Annotated in this window: 21 protein-coding genes; 18 read left to right on the forward strand and 3 right to left on the reverse strand. The window is 38.9% G+C overall.

Annotated features, from left to right (window positions below):
• Nucleotides 1-2 precede the first annotated feature (2 nt).
• A complete protein-coding gene (locus DQM45_RS00655) occupies nucleotides 3-710 on the forward strand; it encodes a metal ABC transporter ATP-binding protein (RefSeq protein WP_003082953.1) in 708 nt (235 codons plus the stop codon).
• Complete coding sequence (locus DQM45_RS00660; protein ID WP_003084962.1) at nucleotides 703-1,515, forward strand: metal ABC transporter permease; 813 nt, start codon at nucleotides 703-705, stop codon at nucleotides 1,513-1,515. Before DQM45_RS00655 ends, DQM45_RS00660 begins: the two co-directional genes overlap by 8 nt.
• 25 nt (nucleotides 1,516-1,540) lie before the next feature.
• Here DQM45_RS00660 and tyrS read toward each other — a convergent pair whose 3' ends face one another.
• On the reverse strand, nucleotides 1,541-2,803 hold the full coding sequence (gene tyrS, locus DQM45_RS00665; RefSeq protein ID WP_003083379.1) for a tyrosine--tRNA ligase: 1,263 nt from the start codon (nucleotides 2,801-2,803) through the stop codon (nucleotides 1,541-1,543).
• Nucleotides 2,804-2,896: 93 nt separating this feature from the next.
• Between tyrS and pbp1b the strand changes: the two genes are divergently transcribed.
• From pbp1b to DQM45_RS00745, 16 genes are all read left to right on the forward strand, one after another.
• Nucleotides 2,897-5,209, forward strand: a complete 2,313-nt coding sequence (gene pbp1b / locus DQM45_RS00670; protein WP_081461243.1) for a penicillin-binding protein PBP1B — start codon at nucleotides 2,897-2,899, stop codon at nucleotides 5,207-5,209.
• 263 nt (nucleotides 5,210-5,472) lie between these two features.
• Entirely contained in the window at nucleotides 5,473-9,039 is a 3,567-nt protein-coding gene (gene rpoB, locus DQM45_RS00675) for a DNA-directed RNA polymerase subunit beta (protein ID WP_003085257.1), read from the forward strand.
• Nucleotides 9,040-9,129: 90 nt separating this feature from the next.
• A complete protein-coding gene (rpoC, locus tag DQM45_RS00680; protein ID WP_039984732.1) occupies nucleotides 9,130-12,765 on the forward strand; it encodes a DNA-directed RNA polymerase subunit beta' in 3,636 nt (1,211 codons plus the stop codon).
• Between the two features lie 125 nt (nucleotides 12,766-12,890).
• Nucleotides 12,891-13,256 carry a DUF1033 family protein gene (locus tag DQM45_RS00685; protein ID WP_003085731.1) on the forward strand — a complete coding sequence of 122 codons (366 nt, stop codon included), beginning with the start codon at nucleotides 12,891-12,893 and terminating at the stop codon, nucleotides 13,254-13,256.
• Nucleotides 13,257-13,336: 80 nt separating this feature from the next.
• On the forward strand, nucleotides 13,337-14,278 hold the full coding sequence (comGA, locus tag DQM45_RS00690) for a competence type IV pilus ATPase ComGA (protein ID WP_003084519.1): 942 nt from the start codon (nucleotides 13,337-13,339) through the stop codon (nucleotides 14,276-14,278).
• The gene (gene comGB / locus DQM45_RS00695) at nucleotides 14,190-15,245 is read left to right on the forward strand and encodes a competence type IV pilus assembly protein ComGB (protein WP_370737019.1); all 1,056 of its coding nucleotides are present in this window, start codon (nucleotides 14,190-14,192) and stop codon (nucleotides 15,243-15,245) included. Before comGA ends, comGB begins: the two co-directional genes overlap by 89 nt.
• On the forward strand, nucleotides 15,245-15,571 hold the full coding sequence (gene comGC / locus DQM45_RS00700) for a competence type IV pilus major pilin ComGC (protein WP_003083111.1): 327 nt from the start codon (nucleotides 15,245-15,247) through the stop codon (nucleotides 15,569-15,571). Before comGB ends, comGC begins: the two co-directional genes overlap by 1 nt.
• 49 nt (nucleotides 15,572-15,620) lie before the next feature.
• Nucleotides 15,621-15,959, forward strand: coding sequence for a competence type IV pilus minor pilin ComGD (gene comGD, locus DQM45_RS00705; RefSeq protein ID WP_003085212.1), 339 nt, complete (start codon nucleotides 15,621-15,623; stop codon nucleotides 15,957-15,959).
• Nucleotides 15,931-16,224: a competence type IV pilus minor pilin ComGE gene (gene comGE, locus DQM45_RS00710; RefSeq protein ID WP_039984736.1), complete on the forward strand. Its 294-nt coding sequence runs from the start codon at nucleotides 15,931-15,933 to the stop codon at nucleotides 16,222-16,224. The genes comGD and comGE overlap by 29 nt, the downstream gene beginning before the upstream one ends.
• Nucleotides 16,184-16,645 (forward strand): competence type IV pilus minor pilin ComGF, encoded by a 462-nt coding sequence (gene comGF, locus DQM45_RS00715; protein WP_003082840.1) that lies wholly within the window; start codon nucleotides 16,184-16,186, stop codon nucleotides 16,643-16,645. Before comGE ends, comGF begins: the two co-directional genes overlap by 41 nt.
• Nucleotides 16,623-17,021, forward strand: coding sequence for a competence type IV pilus minor pilin ComGG (gene comGG, locus DQM45_RS00720; protein WP_039984739.1), 399 nt, complete (start codon nucleotides 16,623-16,625; stop codon nucleotides 17,019-17,021). Before comGF ends, comGG begins: the two co-directional genes overlap by 23 nt.
• Nucleotides 17,022-17,065: 44 nt before the next feature.
• Complete coding sequence (locus DQM45_RS00725) at nucleotides 17,066-18,022, forward strand: class I SAM-dependent methyltransferase (RefSeq protein ID WP_003084266.1); 957 nt, start codon at nucleotides 17,066-17,068, stop codon at nucleotides 18,020-18,022.
• A gap of 55 nt (nucleotides 18,023-18,077) precedes the next feature.
• Nucleotides 18,078-19,271, forward strand: a complete 1,194-nt coding sequence (locus DQM45_RS00730) for an acetate kinase (RefSeq protein ID WP_003085774.1) — start codon at nucleotides 18,078-18,080, stop codon at nucleotides 19,269-19,271.
• Between the two features lie 264 nt (nucleotides 19,272-19,535).
• The gene (locus tag DQM45_RS00735; RefSeq protein ID WP_003083613.1) at nucleotides 19,536-19,745 is read left to right on the forward strand and encodes a helix-turn-helix transcriptional regulator; all 210 of its coding nucleotides are present in this window, start codon (nucleotides 19,536-19,538) and stop codon (nucleotides 19,743-19,745) included.
• Entirely contained in the window at nucleotides 19,742-20,194 is a 453-nt protein-coding gene (locus tag DQM45_RS00740; RefSeq protein ID WP_039984742.1) for a hypothetical protein, read from the forward strand. The genes DQM45_RS00735 and DQM45_RS00740 overlap by 4 nt, the downstream gene beginning before the upstream one ends.
• Nucleotides 20,195-20,203: 9 nt before the next feature.
• The gene (locus DQM45_RS00745) at nucleotides 20,204-20,845 is read left to right on the forward strand and encodes a CPBP family intramembrane glutamic endopeptidase (protein WP_003084336.1); all 642 of its coding nucleotides are present in this window, start codon (nucleotides 20,204-20,206) and stop codon (nucleotides 20,843-20,845) included.
• Nucleotides 20,846-20,894: 49 nt separating this feature from the next.
• Here the strand turns inward: DQM45_RS00745 and proC are convergent, their stop codons facing one another.
• Both proC and pepA read right to left on the reverse strand, forming a co-directional pair.
• A complete protein-coding gene (proC, locus tag DQM45_RS00750) occupies nucleotides 20,895-21,665 on the reverse strand; it encodes a pyrroline-5-carboxylate reductase (RefSeq protein ID WP_003085990.1) in 771 nt (256 codons plus the stop codon).
• Nucleotides 21,666-21,682: 17 nt separating this feature from the next.
• A complete protein-coding gene (gene pepA, locus DQM45_RS00755; RefSeq protein ID WP_003083897.1) occupies nucleotides 21,683-22,750 on the reverse strand; it encodes a glutamyl aminopeptidase in 1,068 nt (355 codons plus the stop codon).
• Nucleotides 22,751-22,868: the final 118 nt, after the last annotated feature.

A 22,868-nucleotide genomic window follows, 5' to 3' on the forward strand; every position in this document is an offset into this window, starting at 1 on the left:
AATTGAGATACTTAACCGTTGAAAACCTATCCTTCCAGTATGAAGCAGAAACTGTTTTAGAAGGTGTTAACTATCATTTGGACAGTGGCGAATTTGTCACCTTGACAGGTGAAAATGGCGCTGCCAAGTCCACCTTGGTTAAGGCGACGCTGGGGATTTTGAAGCCTCAAGTGGGGCAAGTCATTTTTGCTAAAAAAAATGAGCAAGGAAAAAAGCTAAGAATTGCTTACTTACCGCAACAAGTGGCTAGCTTTAATGCTGGCTTTCCGTCAACGGTTTATGAATTTGTCAAATCAGGTCGCTTTCCTAGACGAGGTTGGTTCCGTCCTTTAACGAAACATGATGAAGAGCACATTCAAGCCAGTTTAGAATCTGTCGGCATGTGGGAAAGTCGTCAGGAGCGAATTGGGAGTCTATCTGGCGGGCAAAAACAAAGAGTAGTCATCGCTCGCATGTTTGCTTCTGATCCGGATATTTTTGTTTTAGACGAACCGACCACTGGGATGGATAGTGGAACCACCGAGACTTTTTACCAGTTGATGAACCACAGTGCTCATAAACATGGTAAAGCAGTCTTGATGATTACTCACGATCCGGAAGATGTAAAGGATTACGCCGATCGCAATATTCATTTGGTGCGTAATGAAAGTTTACCTTGGCGTTGTTTCAATGTTCATAGTGACCAACCTGAGGAGGTAGACAATGCTTGATATTCTCAATTATGATTTTATGCAACGTGCTATTTTGGCGGTTATTGCTATTAGTATCTTTGCACCAATTCTGGGTATCTTTTTAATTCTCCGCCGTCAAAGTCTAATGAGCGACACTTTGAGTCACGTTTCACTAGCAGGTGTGGCATTTGGAGTAGTGTTAGGAATTAATCCTACTTGGACAACTGTAATTGTTGTCGGGATTGCGGCTATCTTGCTAGAATACCTGAGAGTGGTATATAAACATTATATGGAAATATCAACGGCTATTTTGATGTCCTTAGGATTGGCAGTTTCCTTGGTTATTATGAGTAAGTCAGCTGGTAATTCCAATGTTAGCTTGGAACAATATCTCTTTGGTTCGATTATCACTATTGGTATGGAACAAGTTATTGCTCTTTTTGTGATTGCAAGTATTATTTTGATTCTGACCCTGTTCTTTATTAGACCTATGTATATTTTGACTTTTGATGAGGATACAGCCTATGTCGATGGCTTGCCTGTTAGGCTGATGTCTGTGCTCTTTAATATTGTAACAGGAATTGCTATCGCTTTAACTATCCCTGCGGCTGGCGCTTTGCTTGTATCGACAATCATGGTCTTACCAGCAAGTATTGCTATGCGCATTGGAAGAAACTTTAAAACAGTCATTTTTTGGGGGATTTTAATAGGATTTGTGGGTATGCTCTCTGGTATTTTCTTGTCATATTTTTGGGAAACACCAGCTAGTGCAACCATTACTTTAATATTTATCTCTATTTTTATAGTGGTCAATCTTGCCACAGTGATTGCTCACCGACGTTAAAAAGCTCAGGCCTAGGCCTGAGCTTTTAGTTTGTAAATGTAAGAACGAAATATTTTTTCTTACCACGACGGATAACTGTTAATTGTCCCTCAATTTTATCAGTGTCACTTAAAACATAGTTTAAGTCCGAAACCCGTTCGCCATTGATATAGATAGCTCCGTTTTGGACATCTTCACGGGCTTGACGTTTAGATGAGGATATTTTAGAAGATACTAGAATATCAACAATATTAAGATTATCGTCAGTTTGAACAGCATAGTTAGGAACATTGCTTAAACCTTGTCTTAATTCTTTAGCAGATAGTTGTTTGATATTACCAGCAAATAACTGTTCGGTAATATTAACGGCTTGCTTGTAGGCTTCTTCTCCATGGACAAGAGTAACAACTTCACGTGCCAATGTTTTTTGAGCTAAACGTTCGTGGCGAGCTGCATTGAATGCTTCTTCAATTTCTGCAATCTCTTGAAGTGATAAGAAGGTGAAGATTTTTAAGAAACGAACGGCATCATCGTCCATAACATTTAACCAGAACTGGTACATTTCATATGGCGACGTTTTGTCAGCATCTAACCAGACAGCGTTGCCTTCTGATTTACCAAATTTCTTACCACTAGCATCAGTAATGAGAGGAACTGTCATCACATGACCTATTTTGTCTGATTTGCGACGTAATAGCTCAGTACCGGCAGTCATATTTCCCCACTGGTCAGAACCTCCAATTTGCAAGGTAACATTGTGTTTGTCATTGAGTTCGTAAAAATCATATCCTTGCATGATTTGGTAAGCAAATTCAGTATAGGAAATACCTGTTTCAATTCGTTTTTTGACCGATTCTTTACTCATCATGTAATTTACGGTGAAATATTTACCAACATCTCTTAGAAAATCAATGAAAGAAATTTGTGAGAACCAGTCGTAATTATTAACAAGTTCTGCTTTGTTTTCGCCATTTTCAAAATCAAGGAATTGGGACAATTGCCCTTTAATTTTAGCACTCCACTCCAAGACAGTTTCCTTGGTTTGCAGGCTTCGTTCAGAGTCTTTGAAGGAGGGGTCGCCGATTAAGCCAGTTGCACCACCAACTAATGCGTAAGGTTTATGTCCTGCTAACTGCAAGCGACGAGAGGTTAAGATGGCCACTAAGTGTCCTAGATGCAGACTATCTGCTGTCGGATCATAGCCAGTATAATAGGATACTTGCCCTTCTGTTAGTGCTTTGACAAGGGCTTCTTCATCGGTCGTTTGAAAGACCAAGCCACGAGCTTTGAGTTCTTCAAAAATATTCATAGGCTTTCTCCGTTTTCTGTTTAGTTTTACGAATCATTATATCAAAAATAGTTGGCGCTGTGCAAGCTTAATCAAAGTTTGGTATAATGGGTAATGAGGTATTTTATATTGAAAGATAAAAAACAGATAAAAGAGAAGGAAGAACACCAATTAGGTTTCCGCGATTTCGGAGCGATTGCTCTTCGAACAGTAAAATTAGTATCTAATTTTTTCTATATCAGCATTTTTTTAATAGCTATGCTGGGCGTTGGGCTTGCTTTTGGCTATTTAGCTAGTCAAATTGATGCTGTCAAAGTTCCTGGCAAGGACAATTTGGTTAAACAAGTAAAAACCATTACTCGAATTTCACAGCTTAATTATTCAGATAATAGTATAATTTCAACAATTGACACGGATCTTTTGAGGACACCGGTAGCCAATAAAGATATTTCTGATAATGTTAAAAATGCTATTATTTCAACAGAGGATGAAAATTTTAAGGAGCACAAAGGGGTCGTACCTAAAGCTGTTTTCCGTGCAACTTTGACGTCTATCTTAGGTCTTGGTGAATCTAGTGGTGGTTCAACTTTAACTCAACAGCTAGTCAAACAACAGGTCCTTGGAGACGATCCAACTTTCAAGCGTAAGTCAAGAGAAATTATCTATGCTTTAGCTCTGGAACGCTATGTCTCTAAAGATGATATCCTATCATACTATTTAAATGTATCACCTTTTGGTCGCAATAATAAGGGGCAAAATATTGCTGGAATTGAGGAAGCAGCCAGGGGCATTTTTGGTGTCTCAGCTAGGGACTTAACCATTCCACAAGCGGCCTTTTTAGCGGGTCTTCCTCAAAGTCCCATCGTTTATTCACCTTACATGTCATCTGGTCAACTAAAATCAGCTGCGGACATGCAACTTGGTATTAAACGTCAGCAAAGTGTTCTGTATAATATGTATCGTACGGGTAAGCTCAGTAAGAAGGATTATGATTCCTATAAATCTTATGATATCAGTAAGGATTTTATAAAGCCCGAAAATGTGACAGTAAATAAACATGATTTTCTCTATTATGCGGTCCTTGGAGAAGCTAAAAAAGCGATGTTCTCCTACTTAATTAAGAGAGATAATGTTTCAGAACATGATCTTAAAAATGATGAAACAAGGGCGTCCTATGAAGCCTTAGCCTCACAAGAATTACAGCAAGGCGGCTATACGGTTAAAACAACCATTAATAAAAAAGTCTACAATGTGATGCAAGACGCTGCTAACCGTTATGCGGGTCTGTTAGATGATGGTACAGGAGTGGTTCAGATGGGCAATGTTCTGACTGATAATTCCAGCGGTGCTATTATTGGCTTTATCGGAGGGCGTGATTATAATCTTAATCAAAATAACCATGCTTTTGATACAGCTAGATCTCCTGGATCAAGTATCAAACCTGTTATTGCCTACGGACCGGCCATTGATCAAGGGTTGATGGGTAGCGCCAGTGTCTTATCCAATTATCCAACAACCTATTCAAGTGGTCAAAAAATTATGCACGTGGATAGCGAAGGAACGGCCATGATGTCATTGCAAGAAGCTTTGAACACTTCATGGAATATTCCGGCTTTTTGGACTCAAAAATTACTTCGCGAAAAGGGCGTCGATGTTGAGGGCTACCTCTCTAAGATGGGCTATCGTATTAATGACTATTCCATCGAAAGTTTACCTTTAGGCGGAGGGATTGATGTCTCTGTGGCGACTCAAACCAATGCCTATCAAATGATTGCTAATAATGGCAATTATCAAAAACAATACATGGTTGATAAAATAACAGCCAGTGATGGGACTGTAGTATACAAGCATGAAAATAAACCTCAACGTATCTTCTCCGCCCCGACAGCGACAATCCTTCAAAATCTTCTCCGTGGGCCAATCGATTCAGGGAATACAACAACCTTTAAATCGCGCTTAAATGCTTTAAACCCTTCCTTGGCTAGAGCTGACTGGATTGGAAAAACTGGGACGACCGAAAATTATTCAGATGTTTGGTTAATGCTAGCGACTCCGAAAGTAACATTGGGTGGCTGGGCTGGTCATGATAACAATAACTCACTGGCCCCCATGTCCGGCTATAATAATAATTCCAATTATATGGCTAATCTTGTTAATGCTATTCACAGTGCTGACCCCAATATTTTTGGAATCAGTGATCGCTTTAATTTGGATAAAGGCGTTATTAAATCAACGGTTATTAAACAGACAGGGCTCCAACCAGGAGTGGTTACTGTTAACGGACGGAAGATTAGCATTAGTGGTGAAACCACTACAAGTTATTGGGCTAAAAATGGTGCAGGACCGATGACTTATAAATATGCTATCGGTGGAACTGATGGTGATTACCAAAAGGCTTGGTCAGCTTTTAATATAAGAAAAAGATAACTTGATTTTTGAGGATAAATAGTGTACAATAATAGATAACTATTTGTCGTCCAATCTAGTTGAAATATTGTCCAACTAGGAAGTACAGCAGTTAAATCAAACTGATTCAGTCAGATTTAGCTGCTCTTTTTGTGCCTATTTTTGGGAAAATATGGATTTGTTACCTATATTTAAAGATTCTAAAAATTCACACTTGGGACAAATGATGGAATAGACCTATTTGCTTATCTAAGCAATGTTAAAAAGAAAAAGGAGCTAAAAACTTGGCAGGACATGAAGTTCGATACGGAAAACACCGTACACGTCGTAGCTTTTCAAGAATCAAAGAAGTTCTTGATTTACCAAATTTAATTGAAATTCAAACTGACTCATTCCAAGATTTCTTAGATACTGGCTTGAAGGAAGTTTTTGAAGATGTACTTCCAATTTCAAACTTTACAGATACTATGGAACTTGAATTTGTAGGTTATGAATTCAAAGAGCCAAAATACACTTTGGAAGAAGCTCGTATCCATGATGCAAGCTATTCTGCCCCAATCTTTGTTACTTTTAGACTAGTTAATAAAGAGACTGGCGAAATCAAAACACAGGAAGTATTCTTTGGTGACTTCCCAATTATGACTGAAATGGGTACCTTTATCATCAATGGTGGTGAACGTATTATCGTTTCTCAGTTGGTTCGTTCTCCAGGTGTTTACTTTAATGATAAAGTGGATAAAAACGGTAAAATTGGTTACGGTTCAACTGTTATCCCAAACCGTGGTGCATGGTTAGAGTTAGAGACAGATGCTAAAGACATCGCTTATACACGTATTGACCGTACTCGTAAAATTCCATTTACAACTTTAGTGCGCGCCTTAGGTTTCTCTGGTGATGATGAGATTATCGATATTTTTGGTGAAAGTGACCTCGTTCGTAACACCATTGAAAAAGATATTCATAAAAACCCAAGCGATTCACGTACTGATGAAGCACTTAAAGAAATATATGAACGTTTAAGACCAGGTGAACCGAAAACAGCTGATAGCTCTCGTAGCTTGTTGATAGCTCGCTTCTTTGATGCTCGTCGCTATGATTTAGCCGCTGTAGGTCGTTACAAAATTAATAAAAAATTAAATATTAAGACTCGCCTTTTGAACCAAGTTATTGCAGAAAACCTTGTTGACAGTGAAACTGGTGAAATCTTGGTTGAAGCTGGTACTGAGATGACGCGTGATGTCATTGAATCAATTGAAGAGCATCTTGATGGTGATTTAAATAAATTTGTCTACACACCAAATGATTATGCTGTTGTCACTGAGCCAGTTATTCTTCAAAAATTCAAAGTTGTGTCACCTCTTGATCCAGACAAGGTCGTTACTATTGTTGGTAATGCGAGCCCTGATGATCGTGTGCGTGCCTTAACTCCAGCAGATATCTTAGCGGAAATGTCATATTTCTTAAATCTTTCTGAAGGTATCGGCAAAGTTGATGACATTGACCATTTAGGTAATCGTCGTATTCGTGCAGTTGGGGAATTGTTGGCAAATCAATTCCGTATTGGGCTAGCACGTATGGAACGTAATGTTCGCGAGAGAATGTCTGTTCAAGATAATGAAGTTTTAACGCCACAACAAATCATTAACATCCGTCCAGTTACTGCGGCGGTAAAAGAGTTTTTTGGTTCATCTCAATTATCACAATTCATGGATCAACATAACCCTCTTTCAGAATTATCACATAAACGTCGTCTTTCAGCCTTAGGACCTGGTGGTTTGACACGTGACCGTGCCGGTTACGAAGTTCGTGACGTGCATTATACTCACTACGGTCGTATGTGCCCGATTGAAACACCTGAAGGACCAAACATTGGTCTGATTAATAACTTGTCTTCATTTGGACACTTAAACAAATATGGTTTTATTCAAACACCATACCGTAAAGTTGATCGTGCAAATGGTGTTGTTACTAATGAAATCGTGTGGTTAACTGCGGATGAAGAAGATGAATATACAGTAGCACAGGCTAATTCTAAATTAAATGAAGATGGCACTTTTGCTGAAGAAATCGTCATGGGTCGTCATCAAGGTAATAACCAAGAATTTGCTGCCAGCACAGTTGATTTTGTAGACGTATCTCCAAAACAAGTAGTTGCCGTTGCGACTGCATGTATTCCTTTCTTAGAAAACGATGACTCCAACCGTGCCCTTATGGGTGCCAACATGCAACGTCAGGCTGTGCCATTGATTGATCCTAAAGCACCATTTGTTGGTACTGGTATGGAATATCAAGCAGCGCATGACTCCGGAGCTGCTGTTATTGCTCAACATGATGGTAAAGTTGTCTTCTCTGATGCTGAAAAAGTTGAAGTTCGTCGTGAAGATGGTTCACTTGATGTTTATCATGTGACTAAATTCCGTCGTTCAAACTCTGGTACAGCCTATAACCAACGCACACTTGTTAAAGTTGGCGACATCATTGAAAAAGGTGACTTCATCGCTGATGGTCCATCGATGGAAAATGGTGAGATGGCCCTTGGACAAAACCCAGTCGTAGCTTACATGACGTGGGAAGGTTATAACTTTGAGGATGCGGTTATCATGAGTGAACGTCTTGTTAAAGAAGATGTCTATACATCAGTTCACTTAGAAGAATTTGAATCAGAAACACGTGATACAAAGCTTGGACCTGAAGAAATCACTCGCGAAGTACCAAATGTTGGTGAAGAGGCCCTTAAAGATTTAGATGAGATGGGTATCATCCGTATCGGTGCTGAAGTTAAAGAAGGCGATATCTTAGTAGGTAAAGTAACTCCTAAGGGAGAAAAAGATCTTTCTGCTGAGGAACGTTTACTTCATGCTATCTTCGGTGATAAATCTCGCGAAGTGCGTGATACATCTCTTCGTGTTCCTCACGGTGGTGATGGTATTGTTCGTGATGTTAAAATCTTTACACGTGCAAACGGTGATGAATTACAATCAGGTGTTAACATGCTTGTTCGTGTCTACATCGCTCAAAAACGTAAAATTAAAGTCGGTGATAAGATGGCCGGTCGTCATGGGAACAAAGGGGTTGTATCTCGTATAGTACCTGTTGAAGACATGCCGTACCTACCAGACGGTACACCGGTTGATATCATGCTGAATCCACTTGGGGTTCCTTCACGTATGAATATCGGACAAGTTATGGAGCTTCACTTAGGTATGGCTGCCCGTAACCTTGGTATTCATATTGCGACACCAGTATTTGATGGAGCAAGTGCTGAAGATCTTTGGGAAACAGTAGCTGAAGCTGGTATGGATTCTGACGCTAAAACTGTTCTTTATGACGGTCGTACTGGTGAACCATTTGATAACCGTGTCTCTGTTGGTGTCATGTATATGATTAAACTTCACCACATGGTTGATGATAAACTTCATGCCCGTTCAGTTGGGCCATACTCGCTTGTTACCCAACAACCTCTTGGTGGTAAAGCACAATTTGGTGGACAACGTTTTGGTGAGATGGAAGTTTGGGCTTTGGAAGCTTATGGGGCATCAAATGTTCTCCAAGAAATCTTGACTTACAAGTCAGATGACGTTACTGGACGTTTGAAAGCTTATGAAGCAATCACTAAAGGTAAACCAATTCCAAAACCAGGTGTTCCAGAATCATTCCGCGTTCTTGTTAAAGAATTGCAATCACTTGGTTTAGACATGCGAGTTCTTGATGAAGATGACAATGAAGTTGAACTTCGTGATCTTGATGAAGGTGAAGATGACGATGTTATGCACGTTGACGATCTTGAGAAAGCGCGTGAAAAACAAGTACAAGAAACATCAGTAGTTTCTGAACAAAGTGATGAAAACTAAACGCAAAAAGTTTATATAATAATAAAAAAACTAGCTAGGACTTATAGCCCTAAGAGCTAGTCAGTGATAAAACGAAGAAAGGTAATACTAGTGGTTGACGTAAATCGTTTTAAAAGTATGCAAATCACATTAGCTTCACCAAGTAAAGTCCGTTCATGGTCTTATGGTGAAGTTAAAAAACCTGAAACAATCAACTACCGTACATTAAAACCTGAACGTGAAGGTCTCTTTGATGAAGTCATCTTTGGACCAACAAAAGATTGGGAATGTGCGTGTGGAAAATACAAACGTATCCGTTATAAAGGAATTGTTTGTGACCGTTGTGGTGTTGAAGTAACCCGTGCCAAAGTTCGTCGTGAACGTATGGGGCACATCGAGTTAAAAGCTCCCGTATCACATATTTGGTATTTTAAAGGGATTCCATCACGTATGGGTCTGACCCTTGATATGAGTCCTCGAGCACTTGAAGAAGTTATCTATTTTGCAGCCTATGTTGTCATTGATCCAATGGATACACCTCTTGAACCTAAATCGCTATTAACAGAACGTGAATACCGTGAAAAAGTTCAAGAATATGGTTACGGTTCATTTATCGCAAAAATGGGTGCTGAAGCGATTCAAGATCTCTTGAAACGTGTAGATTTACCAGCAGAAATTGCTGAGTTAAAAGAAGAACTCAAATCAGCGACTGGACAAAAACGGATTAAAGCTGTTCGTCGTTTAGATGTACTTGACGCCTTTAACAAATCTGGCAATAAACCTGAATGGATGGTTCTTAACATCTTGCCAGTTATTCCGCCAGATTTGCGTCCAATGGTTCAATTGGACGGTGGCCGTTTTGCAGCATCTGACTTAAATGACTTGTACCGCCGTGTTATTAACCGTAACAATCGTCTTGCGCGCTTATTGGAATTGAATGCCCCTGGAATTATCGTTCAAAATGAAAAACGGATGCTTCAAGAAGCTGTTGATGCTCTGATTGATAATGGTCGTCGTGGTCGTCCAATTACTGGACCAGGAAGCCGTCCATTGAAATCTTTAAGCCACATGCTTAAAGGTAAACAAGGACGTTTCCGTCAGAACTTGCTTGGTAAACGTGTAGACTTCTCAGGTCGTTCCGTTATCGCCGTTGGTCCAACCTTAAAAATGTACCAATGTGGTGTGCCACGTGAAATGGCTATCGAACTCTTCAAACCATTTGTTATGCGTGAAATTGTTGCCAAAGAATATGCTGGTAACGTTAAAGCGGCTAAACGTATGGTTGAACGTGGGGATGAACGTATTTGGGATATCTTAGAAGAAGTTATCAAAGAACATCCAGTACTTCTTAACCGCGCACCGACTCTCCACAGACTTGGAATCCAAGCTTTCGAACCAGTATTGATTGATGGTAAAGCTCTCCGTCTTCATCCACTAGTCTGCGAAGCATACAATGCCGATTTCGATGGTGACCAAATGGCTATTCACGTGCCACTCTCTGAGGAAGCACAAGCTGAAGCACGCTTGTTAATGCTGGCAGCGGAGCATATCCTAAATCCGAAAGACGGTAAACCAGTCGTTACCCCTTCTCAGGACATGGTTTTGGGGAACTATTACCTTACTATGGAAGATGCAGGGCGTGAAGGCGAAGGTAGAGTCTTTAAAGATATTGATGAAGCTGTTATGGCTTATCAAAATGGCTACGCTCATTTACATAGTCGAGTTGGTATTGCAGTTGACAGTATGCCAAATAAACCTTGGAAAGATAGTCAAAGACATAAAATCATGGTGACGACAGTTGGTAAGATTTTATTCAATGCTATCATGCCTGAGGATCTGCCATATTTACAAGAACCAAACAATGCTAACTTGACTGAAGGCACTCCAGATAAATATTTCCTTGAACCAGGACAAGATATTCAAAGCGTTATTGATGGTTTGGAAATAAATGTACCATTTAAAAAGAAAAATCTTGGAAATATCATTGCTGAAACCTTCAAACGTTTCCGTACAACTGAAACATCAGCCTTTCTTGACCGTTTGAAAGACTTGGGATACTATCATTCAACTCTAGCTGGTTTAACAGTGGGTATTGCTGATATTCCAGTTATTGATAATAAAGCTGAAATCATTGAAGCAGCTCATCACCGTGTGGAAGATATTAACAAGGCCTTCCGTCGTGGTTTGATGACTGAAGATGACCGTTACGTTGCTGTTACGACAACATGGCGCGAAGCTAAAGAGGCTCTTGAAAAACGTTTGATTGAGACCCAAGATCCTAAGAATCCAATCGTTATGATGATGGACTCAGGTGCCCGTGGTAATATCTCGAACTTCTCACAGCTTGCCGGTATGCGTGGCTTGATGGCCGCTCCTAACGGGCGTATCATGGAATTACCAATCCTTTCAAACTTCCGTGAAGGTTTGACTGTTTTGGAAATGTTCTTCTCAACCCATGGTGCTCGTAAAGGTATGACTGATACTGCCCTTAAGACTGCCGATTCAGGTTATTTAACGCGTCGTTTGGTTGATGTTGCCCAAGATGTTATCATTCGTGAGGATGATTGTGGTACTGATCGTGGACTTGTTATCCGTGCAATTACTGATGGTAAAGAAGTTACTGAAACGCTTGAGGAACGCCTTCAAGGACGTTACACTCGTAAATCAGTTAAACATCCTGAAACTGGTGAGGTACTTATCGGTGCTGATCAGTTAATTTCTGAAGACATGGCTCGTAAGATTGTTGAAGCAGGTGTTGAAGAAGTAACTATCCGTTCTGTCTTCACATGTTCAACGCGTCATGGGGTTTGCCGTCACTGTTATGGTATCAACTTAGCCACAGGTGATGCTGTTGAAGTTGGTGAAGCAGTTGGTACAATCGCCGCTCAATCTATCGGGGAACCAGGTACACAGCTTACCATGCGTACCTTCCATACCGGTGGTGTTGCGTCAAATACCGATATCACGCAGGGTCTTCCTCGTATCCAAGAAATCTTTGAAGCACGTAACCCTAAAGGGGAAGCTGTTATCACTGAAGTAAAAGGTAAAGTTGTAGATATCGAAGAAGATGCCTCAACACGTACTAAGAAAGTATACGTTGAAGGTAAAACTGGTAAAGGTGAATATGTTGTTCCTTTCACTGCTCGTATGAAAGTTGAAATTGGTGATGAGGTTAACCGTGGTGCCTCACTAACCGAAGGTTCAATCCAACCAAAACGCTTACTTGAAGTTCGTGACACCCTATCAGTTGAGACTTATCTATTAGCGGAAGTACAAAAAGTTTACCGGAGCCAAGGGGTTGAAATTGGAGATAAACACGTTGAGGTAATGGTTCGTCAAATGCTTCGTAAAGTACGTGTTATGGATCCAGGTGATACTGATCTCTTGCCAGGAACGTTAATGGATATCGCTGACTTCACAGAAGCTAATAAAGAAATTGTTATTTCAGGTGGTATTCCAGCGACATCACGTCCGGTGCTTATGGGGATTACAAAAGCCTCTCTTGAAACCAATTCATTCTTGTCAGCTGCATCCTTCCAGGAAACAACACGTGTCCTTACAGATGCTGCTATCCGTGGTAAAAAAGATCATCTTCTTGGCCTTAAGGAAAATGTCATTATCGGTAAGATCATTCCGGCAGGTACTGGTATGGCACGCTACCGTAACATTGAACCACAGGCTATCAATGAAGTAGAAATCATCGAAGAAGCTGAAGCTGCAGAAGAAATGGCAGTTACAGAAGAATAAAGATTGGGAGCTAATTAGCTCCTTTTCTTTTTGGTCTGATTGTTAACTGGTTAAGTGGTGTGAGCAGATATTTTTTAAAAGCACAGTCTTTTGTATATAATAGGCTTAAGTAAAGGAAATATCGTATGTATCAAGTTATAAAAATGTATGGGGATTGGGAACCTTGGTGGTTCATTGAAGGATGGCAAGATGATATCGTGGAAGAACGCTGCTTCGATAATTGGCAAGAGGCCTTAAACTACTATGAAAAAGAATGGTCTCAGATGAAAACTGATTATTCGAGTTTTCATAGTCAGAGAAATTTATTAGCCACTTTTTGGACCCGTTCAGAAAAACGATGGTGTGAAGATTGTTACGATGATTTGCAACAGTACCATTCCATCTTGCTCTTGAAAGATAAAGACATTATTCCAAAAGATAAATACCTTGATAGATATGAACAACGTAATGATGACCCTACTGCGCCATCTACTTGTAAACTTAAATTTTAAGAAATTTAATTATAGAAAGAAAAGATGAGTTAAGATGAGAACTCGTCTTTTTTTTCGAATAAATAATTGAGGAGGTAGCTATGATACAAAAAACAGGTGAAGTATTAGTTAGTCAAGCGGTAAATCTAAAGGCACAAGATATCTATATAATCCCTTATGAAAAGCAGTATAAAGTTTTCATGAGAGTTGGAGATGAGAGGCGATTTATTGATAATTATGACATGAAACAGATGGCAAGTCTTATTAGCCATTTTAAGTTTGTAGCAGGGATGAATGTAGGAGAAAAGAGACGCTGTCAACTTGGAGCCTGTGACTATAAGGGAACTTTATCAGAATCCATTCCATTACGTCTTTCTTGTGTTGGGAATTTTAGAGGTTTTGAAAGTTTAGTTATCAGACTCTTAACAACTGTTAATAAACCTCTCAATTACTGGTTTGATACTGATCAAAAAGTAGAAAAAGTTATTTCTGGAAGAGGTCTTTATCTTTTCTCGGGTCCTGTAGGGTCGGGTAAAACGAGTCTCATGTATCAACTACTGACACGTATAGCAAAGGATAAACAAGTTATTACAATTGAAGATCCTGTTGAAATTCAAGAGGACAGCCTATTACAAATTCAAGTAAATGAAAGTATTGGAATGACTTATGATAACCTTATTAAACTTTCCCTCAGACATCGTCCAGATTATTTAATTATTGGAGAGATTCGTGATGCTGAGACTGCAAAAGCAGTCATTAGAGCAAGCTTAACAGGAGCTGTAGTCTTTTCTACTGTCCACGCAAAAAGTATTCCAGGAGTATATAAAAGATTGTTAGAACTAGGTATCAAAAGTGAAGAGATAAATCATACTCTAAAATTTATTGCGTACCAAAGGTTGATAGCAGGAGGAGGACTTATTGATTTTGCCATCGAGACATTCGAAACTCATTCCAATCAAGAATGGAATCAAAAACTTGATCACTTACTTGCAGAAGGACATATCACTCAACAACAGGCACTCTCGGAAAAAATTAGCGACTAAAAAACAGGCCAAATTAATCCAACTCTTACATAATTTAAGTCAAAGTGGTTTTAATCTAGCAGAGATGATCGCCTTCTTAGAAAAAACACAGATCTTAGACCGAAAACATCTTAGCTTGATGAAGACTGATTTGTTAAATGGATGTAGTTTATCAGAAATGATGAGGCATTTAGGATTTCCTGATGGAATTATTACCCAACTAAGTTTAGCTGAAGCTCATGGCAATACCAAAAAATGTTTGGGTAAAATTGAAGACTATCTAGTACAGACGCAAAAGATTAGGCAAAAGACAATTGAAGTCGTGACCTATCCCATCATTCTCCTTACTTTTTTAATTTTAATCATCCTGGGCTTGAGACATTACTTAATGCCTCAGATGGAGAAACAAAGCACTTTGACCTATTTTCTCAATAATTTCCCAGTTTACCTCCTAAGTTTGTCAATTATTCTTCTGCTTACGGTCATTGCTTTGGTGATCAGATGGCGTAAACTTGGAAAGATGAAACAGATGATACAATACAGTCAGATTCCTTTGTTGGCACCCTTCCTAAAGCTCTATATGACGGCTTTTTATGCCCGTGAATGGGGGAATTTAATTAGTCAAGGTATCGAACTGAGTCAAATAGTAACCATTATGAGTATTGAAAAATCTGATTTGATAAAAGAAATAGGTTTAGATATGAGACAATCATTTCTTGAAGGGCAGAGTTTCCACGAAAAAGTAAGGGGATATCCTTTTTTTAGTGATGAGTTGAGTTTGATGATTGAATATGGTGAAATCAAAGGGAAATTAGGTCAGGAGCTAGATATTTATGGCCAACTGACATGGGATGCTTATTTTAGAAAACTCTTCCAAGCGACACAGATTATCCAACCTTTCATATTTATGATTGTCGCCCTGATTATTGTAATGATTTATGCCGCTATGCTATTACCTATGTATAACACAATTGGAGGAACAATTTAATGCAGAAATTAGGAAACAAAATAAAAGATGTCAGTCTAGAAGGATTCACTTTACTAGAAATGTTACTGGTCTTATTAATCATTAGTGTACTCATGCTCCTCTTTATTCCCAACCTAAACAAACAAAAAGATATGGTTACGGATAAAGGTAAGGCTGCAGTTGTAAAAATTGTTGATAACCAAGCAGAACTCTATGAGCTAAATCAAGGTGCTAGTCCCAAATTGAGTGAATTGGAAAATAAAGGGGACATTAGTAAAGAGCAAGCAAAAGCCTATCGAGACTATTATGTTAAACATGACAACAAAAATCGTAAAGTGCAAGATTAGAGCCTTTACTTTATTGGAAAGTATTACCTGCCTATGGGTGACTTGTTTGATGATTTCACTCATGTCTCATTCAGTCACAGGGATTTATCAAACAATTGAGAAGCATTTATTCTTTATCAGCTTTGAAAATTTTTATCGTCATAGCCAAAAAATAAGCGTTTTAAATCAAGAAGAAAGTTATCTTGTCTTTTCGAAACATAATATCAGTTGTAGTAAAAGAACATTAGAAATCCCTAGTCAGATAAAGCTTTTGTATCAAAATAAAATAAGGTTGAATAAACAAGGGGGAAATCACTCATTAGCTACAATTGCTTTTCAAACCAAGCAAGGAGTACTTACTTATAAATTACATTTGGGAAGTGGAACATATCAAAAAACGACAGGTTAAAGCCTATATTTTATATGAGAGTTTACTGGCAACAGTAATCCTTATCTTTATTGTGACACTTTTTATGAGTGCCATTAGTAGACAACAAAGAGAAATTGCTAGAATGCGTCATCGTCAAGAAGCTATGGCAGTGGCATTAATGGCGGTTCAAACAAAGCAGGATCAATTGCAAGTAAATGGTTGTCGTATCCATATATTTAAGAATCAAAAGGGACTTAGTATTAGTGAAAATCATCAAGAAATATTTAGGATTAAAAGAAAATAATGCTTCAGCCTTCACCCTTATGGAATCTTTAATTGCTTTAATTGTTATTTCGGGAACACTTTTGGTCTACCAAGGGTTATCGCACTCGGTTTTATCGCATATAACCTATTTAAGAGAAAGTGATCAGGATAAATGGTTATTATTTACTCATCAATTTCGTTCCGAATGCAGAGGAGCGCGCTTTCGAAGTGTCCGAGACAATCGGCTTTATATTGAAAAAGATGGTAAAGAACTAGCTTTTGGTTATACTGGCAAAAAAGATTTCCGAAAGGCTTCGGCGCAGTGGCAGGGATATCATCCCATGTTACTTAATCTCTCAAATGTCCATATTTCTGAGCATGCGCAGCGAATAACACTTGTTCTAAAGTGGCCAAGTGGTTTGGAAAGGACCTTTATTTATGATTTTAAAGAAAAATCTTAAGGCTGGGGTGCTTCTCTATACTATTGTTATCAGTACAGTTTTCATTTGCCTGATACAGGTTTACTTAGCTCAGATTCAGGATTTTAAAAGAGAACATCAAGTACAGGTTTCTAACTTGACAGCACATTTAATAGGAGAAATGACGAAAGAACTAGCTGAGGGTTCAAGTGGTGAGTTGCAGTTTGAGCAAGGACAGGCCCGTTATCAGCTTGAGGAAGACAAATTGAAAGTTTCTGTATCTTTGAAAAGTGGTCAGAGCTATCATTTTGATTACCTAACTTTACAAGCCCGAGCGGCACGTTCAGAACTTGAAGTGAAAGGAAAGCATCTTAACAAGAAAAAAACAAAAAAAGTTAAATTACCCACCATTCCCTGAATGCCTTTCTTTTCTTTTAACAGTTATTTTGATATGATAGCTTTATGAACTTTGAAAAAATTGAGAAAGCCTATGAGCTTATTTTGGAGAACAGCCAACTCATTGAAAATGAGATTAAGACGCATATTTATGATGCTTTAATTGAGCAGAATGCCTATTATTTAGGAGCTGATGGAGCAAGTGAACAGGTCTTGAAAAATAATGGTGACTTATATGCTTTAAACTTGAGTAAGGAAGAGTGGCGACGCGCCTTTCAGTTTGTTTTTATAAAGGCAGGCCAGACGGAAAAATTACAAGCTAATCACCAATTTACCCCAGACAGTATTGCTTTTATCATGCTTTTTTTGATGGAGCAGTTGCATAGTGGAAATAGTTTGGATGTGATTGAGATTGGTAGTGGGACAGGGAATCTTGCTCAGACACTACTAAATAACAGTCTTAAGAAAATCGACTACTTAGGTTTGGAGTTAGATGATTTATTGATTGATTTGTCAGCCAGTATAGCTGAGGTCATGAAGTCCTCTGCAACTTTTCTTCAAGAAGATGCTGTTCGCCCGCAAGTACTAAAAGAAAGTGACATTATCATTAGTGATTTACCTGTTGGTTATTATCCGAATGATGAGATTGCAAGTCGCTATCAGGTGGCAAGTGCTGAGGGACATACTTATGCTCATCATTTATTGATGGAGCAATCATTGAAGTATCTCAAAAATAATGGCTTTGCGATTTTCTTAGCACCAAGTAATCTCTTAAACAGTTCTCAAAGTGATTTGTTGAAAAAATGGTTAAAAGACTATGCTCAGCTTAGAGTGGTCGTGACCCTGCCAGACTCTATTTTTGGCAATCAAGCAAATGCAAAATCCATTATCGTTCTACAAAAGAACACTGAAAAAAATGGTGAAACTTTTGTTTACCCACTGACTGATTTACAATCACCACAGACGGTTCAAAGGTTCATGGAAGAATTCAAAAAATGGAAACAAGATAATGTTTTTTCATAAAATTTTTGATATAATATTATAGTATTACAGAAAACGATTTCAAGAGAGGTTAACAATGTCAAAAACAATTGCAATTAATGCTGGTAGTTCAAGTCTGAAATGGCAACTTTATCAAATGCCTGAAGAAACAGTTCTAGCACAAGGGATTATCGAACGTATTGGTTTGAAAGATTCCATTTCAACTGTAAAATTTGATGGTAATAAAGAAGTTCAAGTTACGGATATTCCAGACCACACAGTGGCTGTAAAAATTCTTTTAAATGACCTCATTCATTTTAATATTATTTCTGCTTATGATGAAATTACAGGTGTGGGACATCGTATCGTAGCAGGTGGTGAATATTTTACAGATTCAGTTTTGGTTGATGACAAAGTTGTAGAACAAGTTGAGGAATTATCTGCACTTGCACCACTACACAATCCTGGAGCTGCTGCTGGTATTCGTGCTTTCCGTGATATTTTACCAGATATTACAAGCGTTTGTGTGTTTGACAATGCCTATCACATGACAATGAAAAAACATACTTATATGTATCCTATCCCACAAAAATATTATACTGACTACAAAGTCCGTAAATATGGAGCACACGGGACAAGCCATAAGTATGTTGCGCAAGAAGCGGCTAAGATGCTTGGTCGTCCACTAGAAGAGTTGAAGATTATTACAGCCCACATTGGGAACGGTGTTTCTATCACAGCAAACTATCATGGTGAATCAGTTGATACTTCTATGGGCTTTACTCCACTTGCTGGACCAATGATGGGAACTCGCTCAGGAGACGTGGATCCTGCTATTATTCCTTATCTTATTGAGCGTGACCCTGAATTAAAAGATGCTGCAGATGCTATCAATATGCTTAACAAGCAATCTGGTTTAGGTGGTGTGTCTGGTATTTCAAGTGATATGCGTGACATTGAAGACGGAGTTCAAGCTAACCATCCAGATGCTGTATTAGCTTATAATATGTTTGTTGATCGTATCAAAAAATATATTGGTCAATACTTTGCTGTTTTAAATGGTGCAGATGCTTTAGTATTCACAGCCGGTATGGGTGAAAACGGACCACTTGTTCGCCAAGATGTTATTGAAGGTATGACGTGGTTTGGTATGGAACTTGATCCAGAGAAAAATGTTTTTGGCTACCGCGGTGATATTTCAACACCGGATTCTAAAGTTAAAGTCTTGGTAATTTCTACTGATGAAGAACTTTGTATCGCACGTGATGTTGAGCGCCTAAGACAAAAATAAGTAGAGATTTTAGGATTTAATTACCTTTGATTAAATCTCAGAGTGAAGAAAATGTTTCGATGAGCGTTTTTCTTCGCTCTTTTTTGAATTTAGGGAAAAGTATAATGGATAGTCTTTTCCTAGAAATCATTGAATTAGTTTTGTTAGAAACAGGTTTTATCGAGGAATACTATTTCTTCGCCTTTGGTGAGAATTTTTTATTGACAAATAAAGTAAAGTAGACTATACTTTTTATGTAAAGCTCGTTTTACATTTGGAGGGAATATGAAAAATAATTTACAAGAACTCCGAAAGACAAATAAACTTAGTCAGGCAGAGTTGGCAGATGCAATGAGTGTTACTCGCCAAACCATTATCTCTCTTGAAAAGGGGCGTTATAATGCTTCTTTAGAACTAGCCTTTAAACTAGCGCGTTATTTTCATTTGACGATTGAAGACATCTTTTACTTTGAGGAAAGCAGGGAAGACGAATGAGTACTAATATTATCAAGACGATCACTAAAGAAAAAAGTATGTCAGAGTTTACTAAAATTTACCGCACAAGAGCTATCGTGGGCATCTTAATAGCGCTGGTTTTAATTATTCTTAATTTGAGTATTCAATTTTCGTCCTACACAAAAGGATTTGTCTTGGGTATGTCTTTGGCTTTATTTGTTTTGGCGATTCGAAAATATATGGTACTACATGATGCAAGGCGACTTAAGGCGATGTATATTAAGAGTAGAGATGAACGACAACGTGTTATCTTTTTAATCTCTTCTGCTTTTACCCTTGCATTGCAAATTATTTTTATAATAGTTTTCTTGTGCTTGAATGCTTTTTTTGAGATGACCTTTGACTTTCGACTTTTGTTAGTCTGTGATTTATATTTGCTTATTCTTTCCCTTTTTGGGATGGAAATGCTGTTGCAACGAATGATGTAAGGAGAAAAAATGCAAACTTTTTTATCAAAACTAAAATGGATTTTCTTAGCTATCGCTATCCTCGTAGTTGAGCAGGCGCCTCTGCTTTTAATAAAAAAAGGGCAAGCTCTTTGGCAGGTTTTAGTCTTAACCCTTGTGATGTTAGCCATCGCCATTGGGGGCTTGTGGCTTGCTAAGAAACTTGGTTTCTTTGCTACTAAGAAAGTGAGTGATTACGGCCCAGCCTTGTGGGTTGGGTTAGGATTTGTCGTATTAACAGTCGTTAAGGCTATTGGTGCTATGCTTCTCTTTTTTGAGCATGGCGCAAAAGCAAATACTACCAACCAGGCTATGTTGGAAAATGCTGGACTTCATCCCCTCCTTCTTTTTATGCTAGCTGCAGTTGTAGCACCAATGATTGAAGAACTTATTTTCCGTGGGCTTGTTTATGGTAAAACCTTTGGCCGACACTCTTGGTTAGGGCTCGTTTTAAGTAGTTTTCTATTTGGTCTTATCCACATGCCGTCAGATATTGGTTCATGGGTCATCTATGGTGGAATGGGCATTATTCTAGGACTAGTCTATATGTTCACAAACAAACTTTCTTATACCATAGCCATACATGCTCTTAACAACGGTATAGCAGTTATCCTCATGCTGCTTATGCAATAAAATTAAAACGAAAAACAGCTAAGATCCTTAGCTGTTTTTTACATAGTTTTTACATAAGCTTAGCTTTTTCAATCGTCTTGGTAATAGCAGAGCTGATAGCTGATGGCATCCCAGTCCGTTCAAGCTCTAGCAGCCCAGCGATAGTTGTTCCCCCCGGACTGCAAATCTTGTCAATTAAGTCATTAGGGGAGTCTTGACCCTCTAATAATTGTTGTGCGCTAGCTGTGACTGTTTCACTGATAATGTTTAAGGCTTTTTCTTTTGGCAGGCCATGTGCAACCCCAGCTTTAGCCATAGCCTCAATAAATAAGTAAATATAGGCTGGACTTGAGCCAGCTAAGGCTGTAAAGGTATCAAAGTCTGTTTCACTAATATCAAAGCAAGAGCCAAAAGAAGTTACAATTGTTTCAGCTTGTTCTTTAGTTTCTTGATTGACTTGATCATTGCACGTTATTGCGGTGGTGCTTTTGAGGATTTGGGCATTCATGTTAGGCATGATGCGGATGAGTGGTAAGTCAGAACCAACTAGTTCAGATAGCTTAGCTAGGGAAATCCCTGCTGCCATAGACATGACTGGTTGTTTAAAGATTAAGGGTCTTAGAACAGTCTCATAGGCCTGTGGTTTTATCCCTAAAATCAAAAAATCAACTTGGTCAATTAATTCCTGATGAGACTGAGCATAGTCGAGATTAAGCTCCGCAGCGATTTCTTTTGAGCGTTGGAGGGAAGAACCTGAAATAATAATCTGATCTGGACCTGTTTTAAGACCTTGAATGATTGCTCGAGCCATTTTTCCTACGCCGATGAAGCCTATTTTCATGGGAATGTTTAACCTTTCTAGTATTTTTTGATGAGATCAACCGTCGAACGGTCAAGTTTTTTTACGATGGCTTGAAGGTATGCTTGTGCTTCTAAGAAATCATCCATAGCATAGAGGCTTTGATGTGAGTGGATATAGCGGGCACAAACACCGATGGTTGTTGATGGGACACCTTGATTTTTCAGATGTGCCGCTCCGGCATCTGTCCCACCTTTGGCACAGTAATATTGGAATTTAATACCAGCTTCTTCGGCAGTTGTCAGCAAGAAGTCACGCATGTCTTTAAGCATGATATGGCCTGGATCATAAAAACGAAGAAGCGTGCCACCACCGATTGCCCCTTGATTGCCGTTGATATCACCTGCAGGGGAGCAGTCAACTGCAAAGAAAAGCTCAGGATCAAATTTGGTAGTGGAAACATGTGCTCCACGTAACCCAACTTCTTCTTGGACATTAGCCCCAGCAATGAGGGTATTTTTGAGGTCTTGGTCTTTGAGCGCCTCTAGTAGTTCAGTGACCATAAGAACACCGTAGCGATTGTCCCAAGCTTTTGAGATGATATTCTTTTGGTTAGCAGTTAAAATGGTTTCTGATTGAGGGACGATGATATCGCCTGGGGCTAAACCATAGCTTAAAGCCTCGGCTTTATCTGTAAAGCCCGCATCAAAGGTGATGTCTTCAATCTTTGGTAAGCTTGGAGCACCACTAGCGTGACGGAGGAAATGTGGGGGGACAGATCCTGAAATAACGGGGATAGCCTTGCCTTTTCGAGTATACAGGGTAAAGCGTTGAGAGCTAACAACTAGAGGGTTCCAGCCGCCGATTTCGACAACAGCCAGACTCCCATTGTCATTGATATGACTTACCATAAAGCCGACTTCATCCATGTGAGCAGCCACCAGAATACGGGGCGCATTTTCAGCTTTACTTTCTTTAATACCAAAAATGCCACCAAGACCGTCAGTTTCTACGCGGTCAACAAGTGGTGTTATCTTTTGGCGAAGAAAGTCACGGACATTATGTTCGTAACCAGCGATACCATCTAATTCTGTTACTTCTTTAATTTTGTTAAATAAATCTGTCATCTAAATCTCCATTCCTCCTTTAGCTGCATCTAGGACTTTTTGGTTAGAATGTAACCATTACCGAGATGATGCTATCACCCTTATTCTACCACTTTTGAAGGCCCTTGGCTAATTGACA

Source organism: Streptococcus porcinus (assembly GCF_900475415.1).
Lineage (GTDB): Bacteria > Bacillota > Bacilli > Lactobacillales > Streptococcaceae > Streptococcus > Streptococcus porcinus.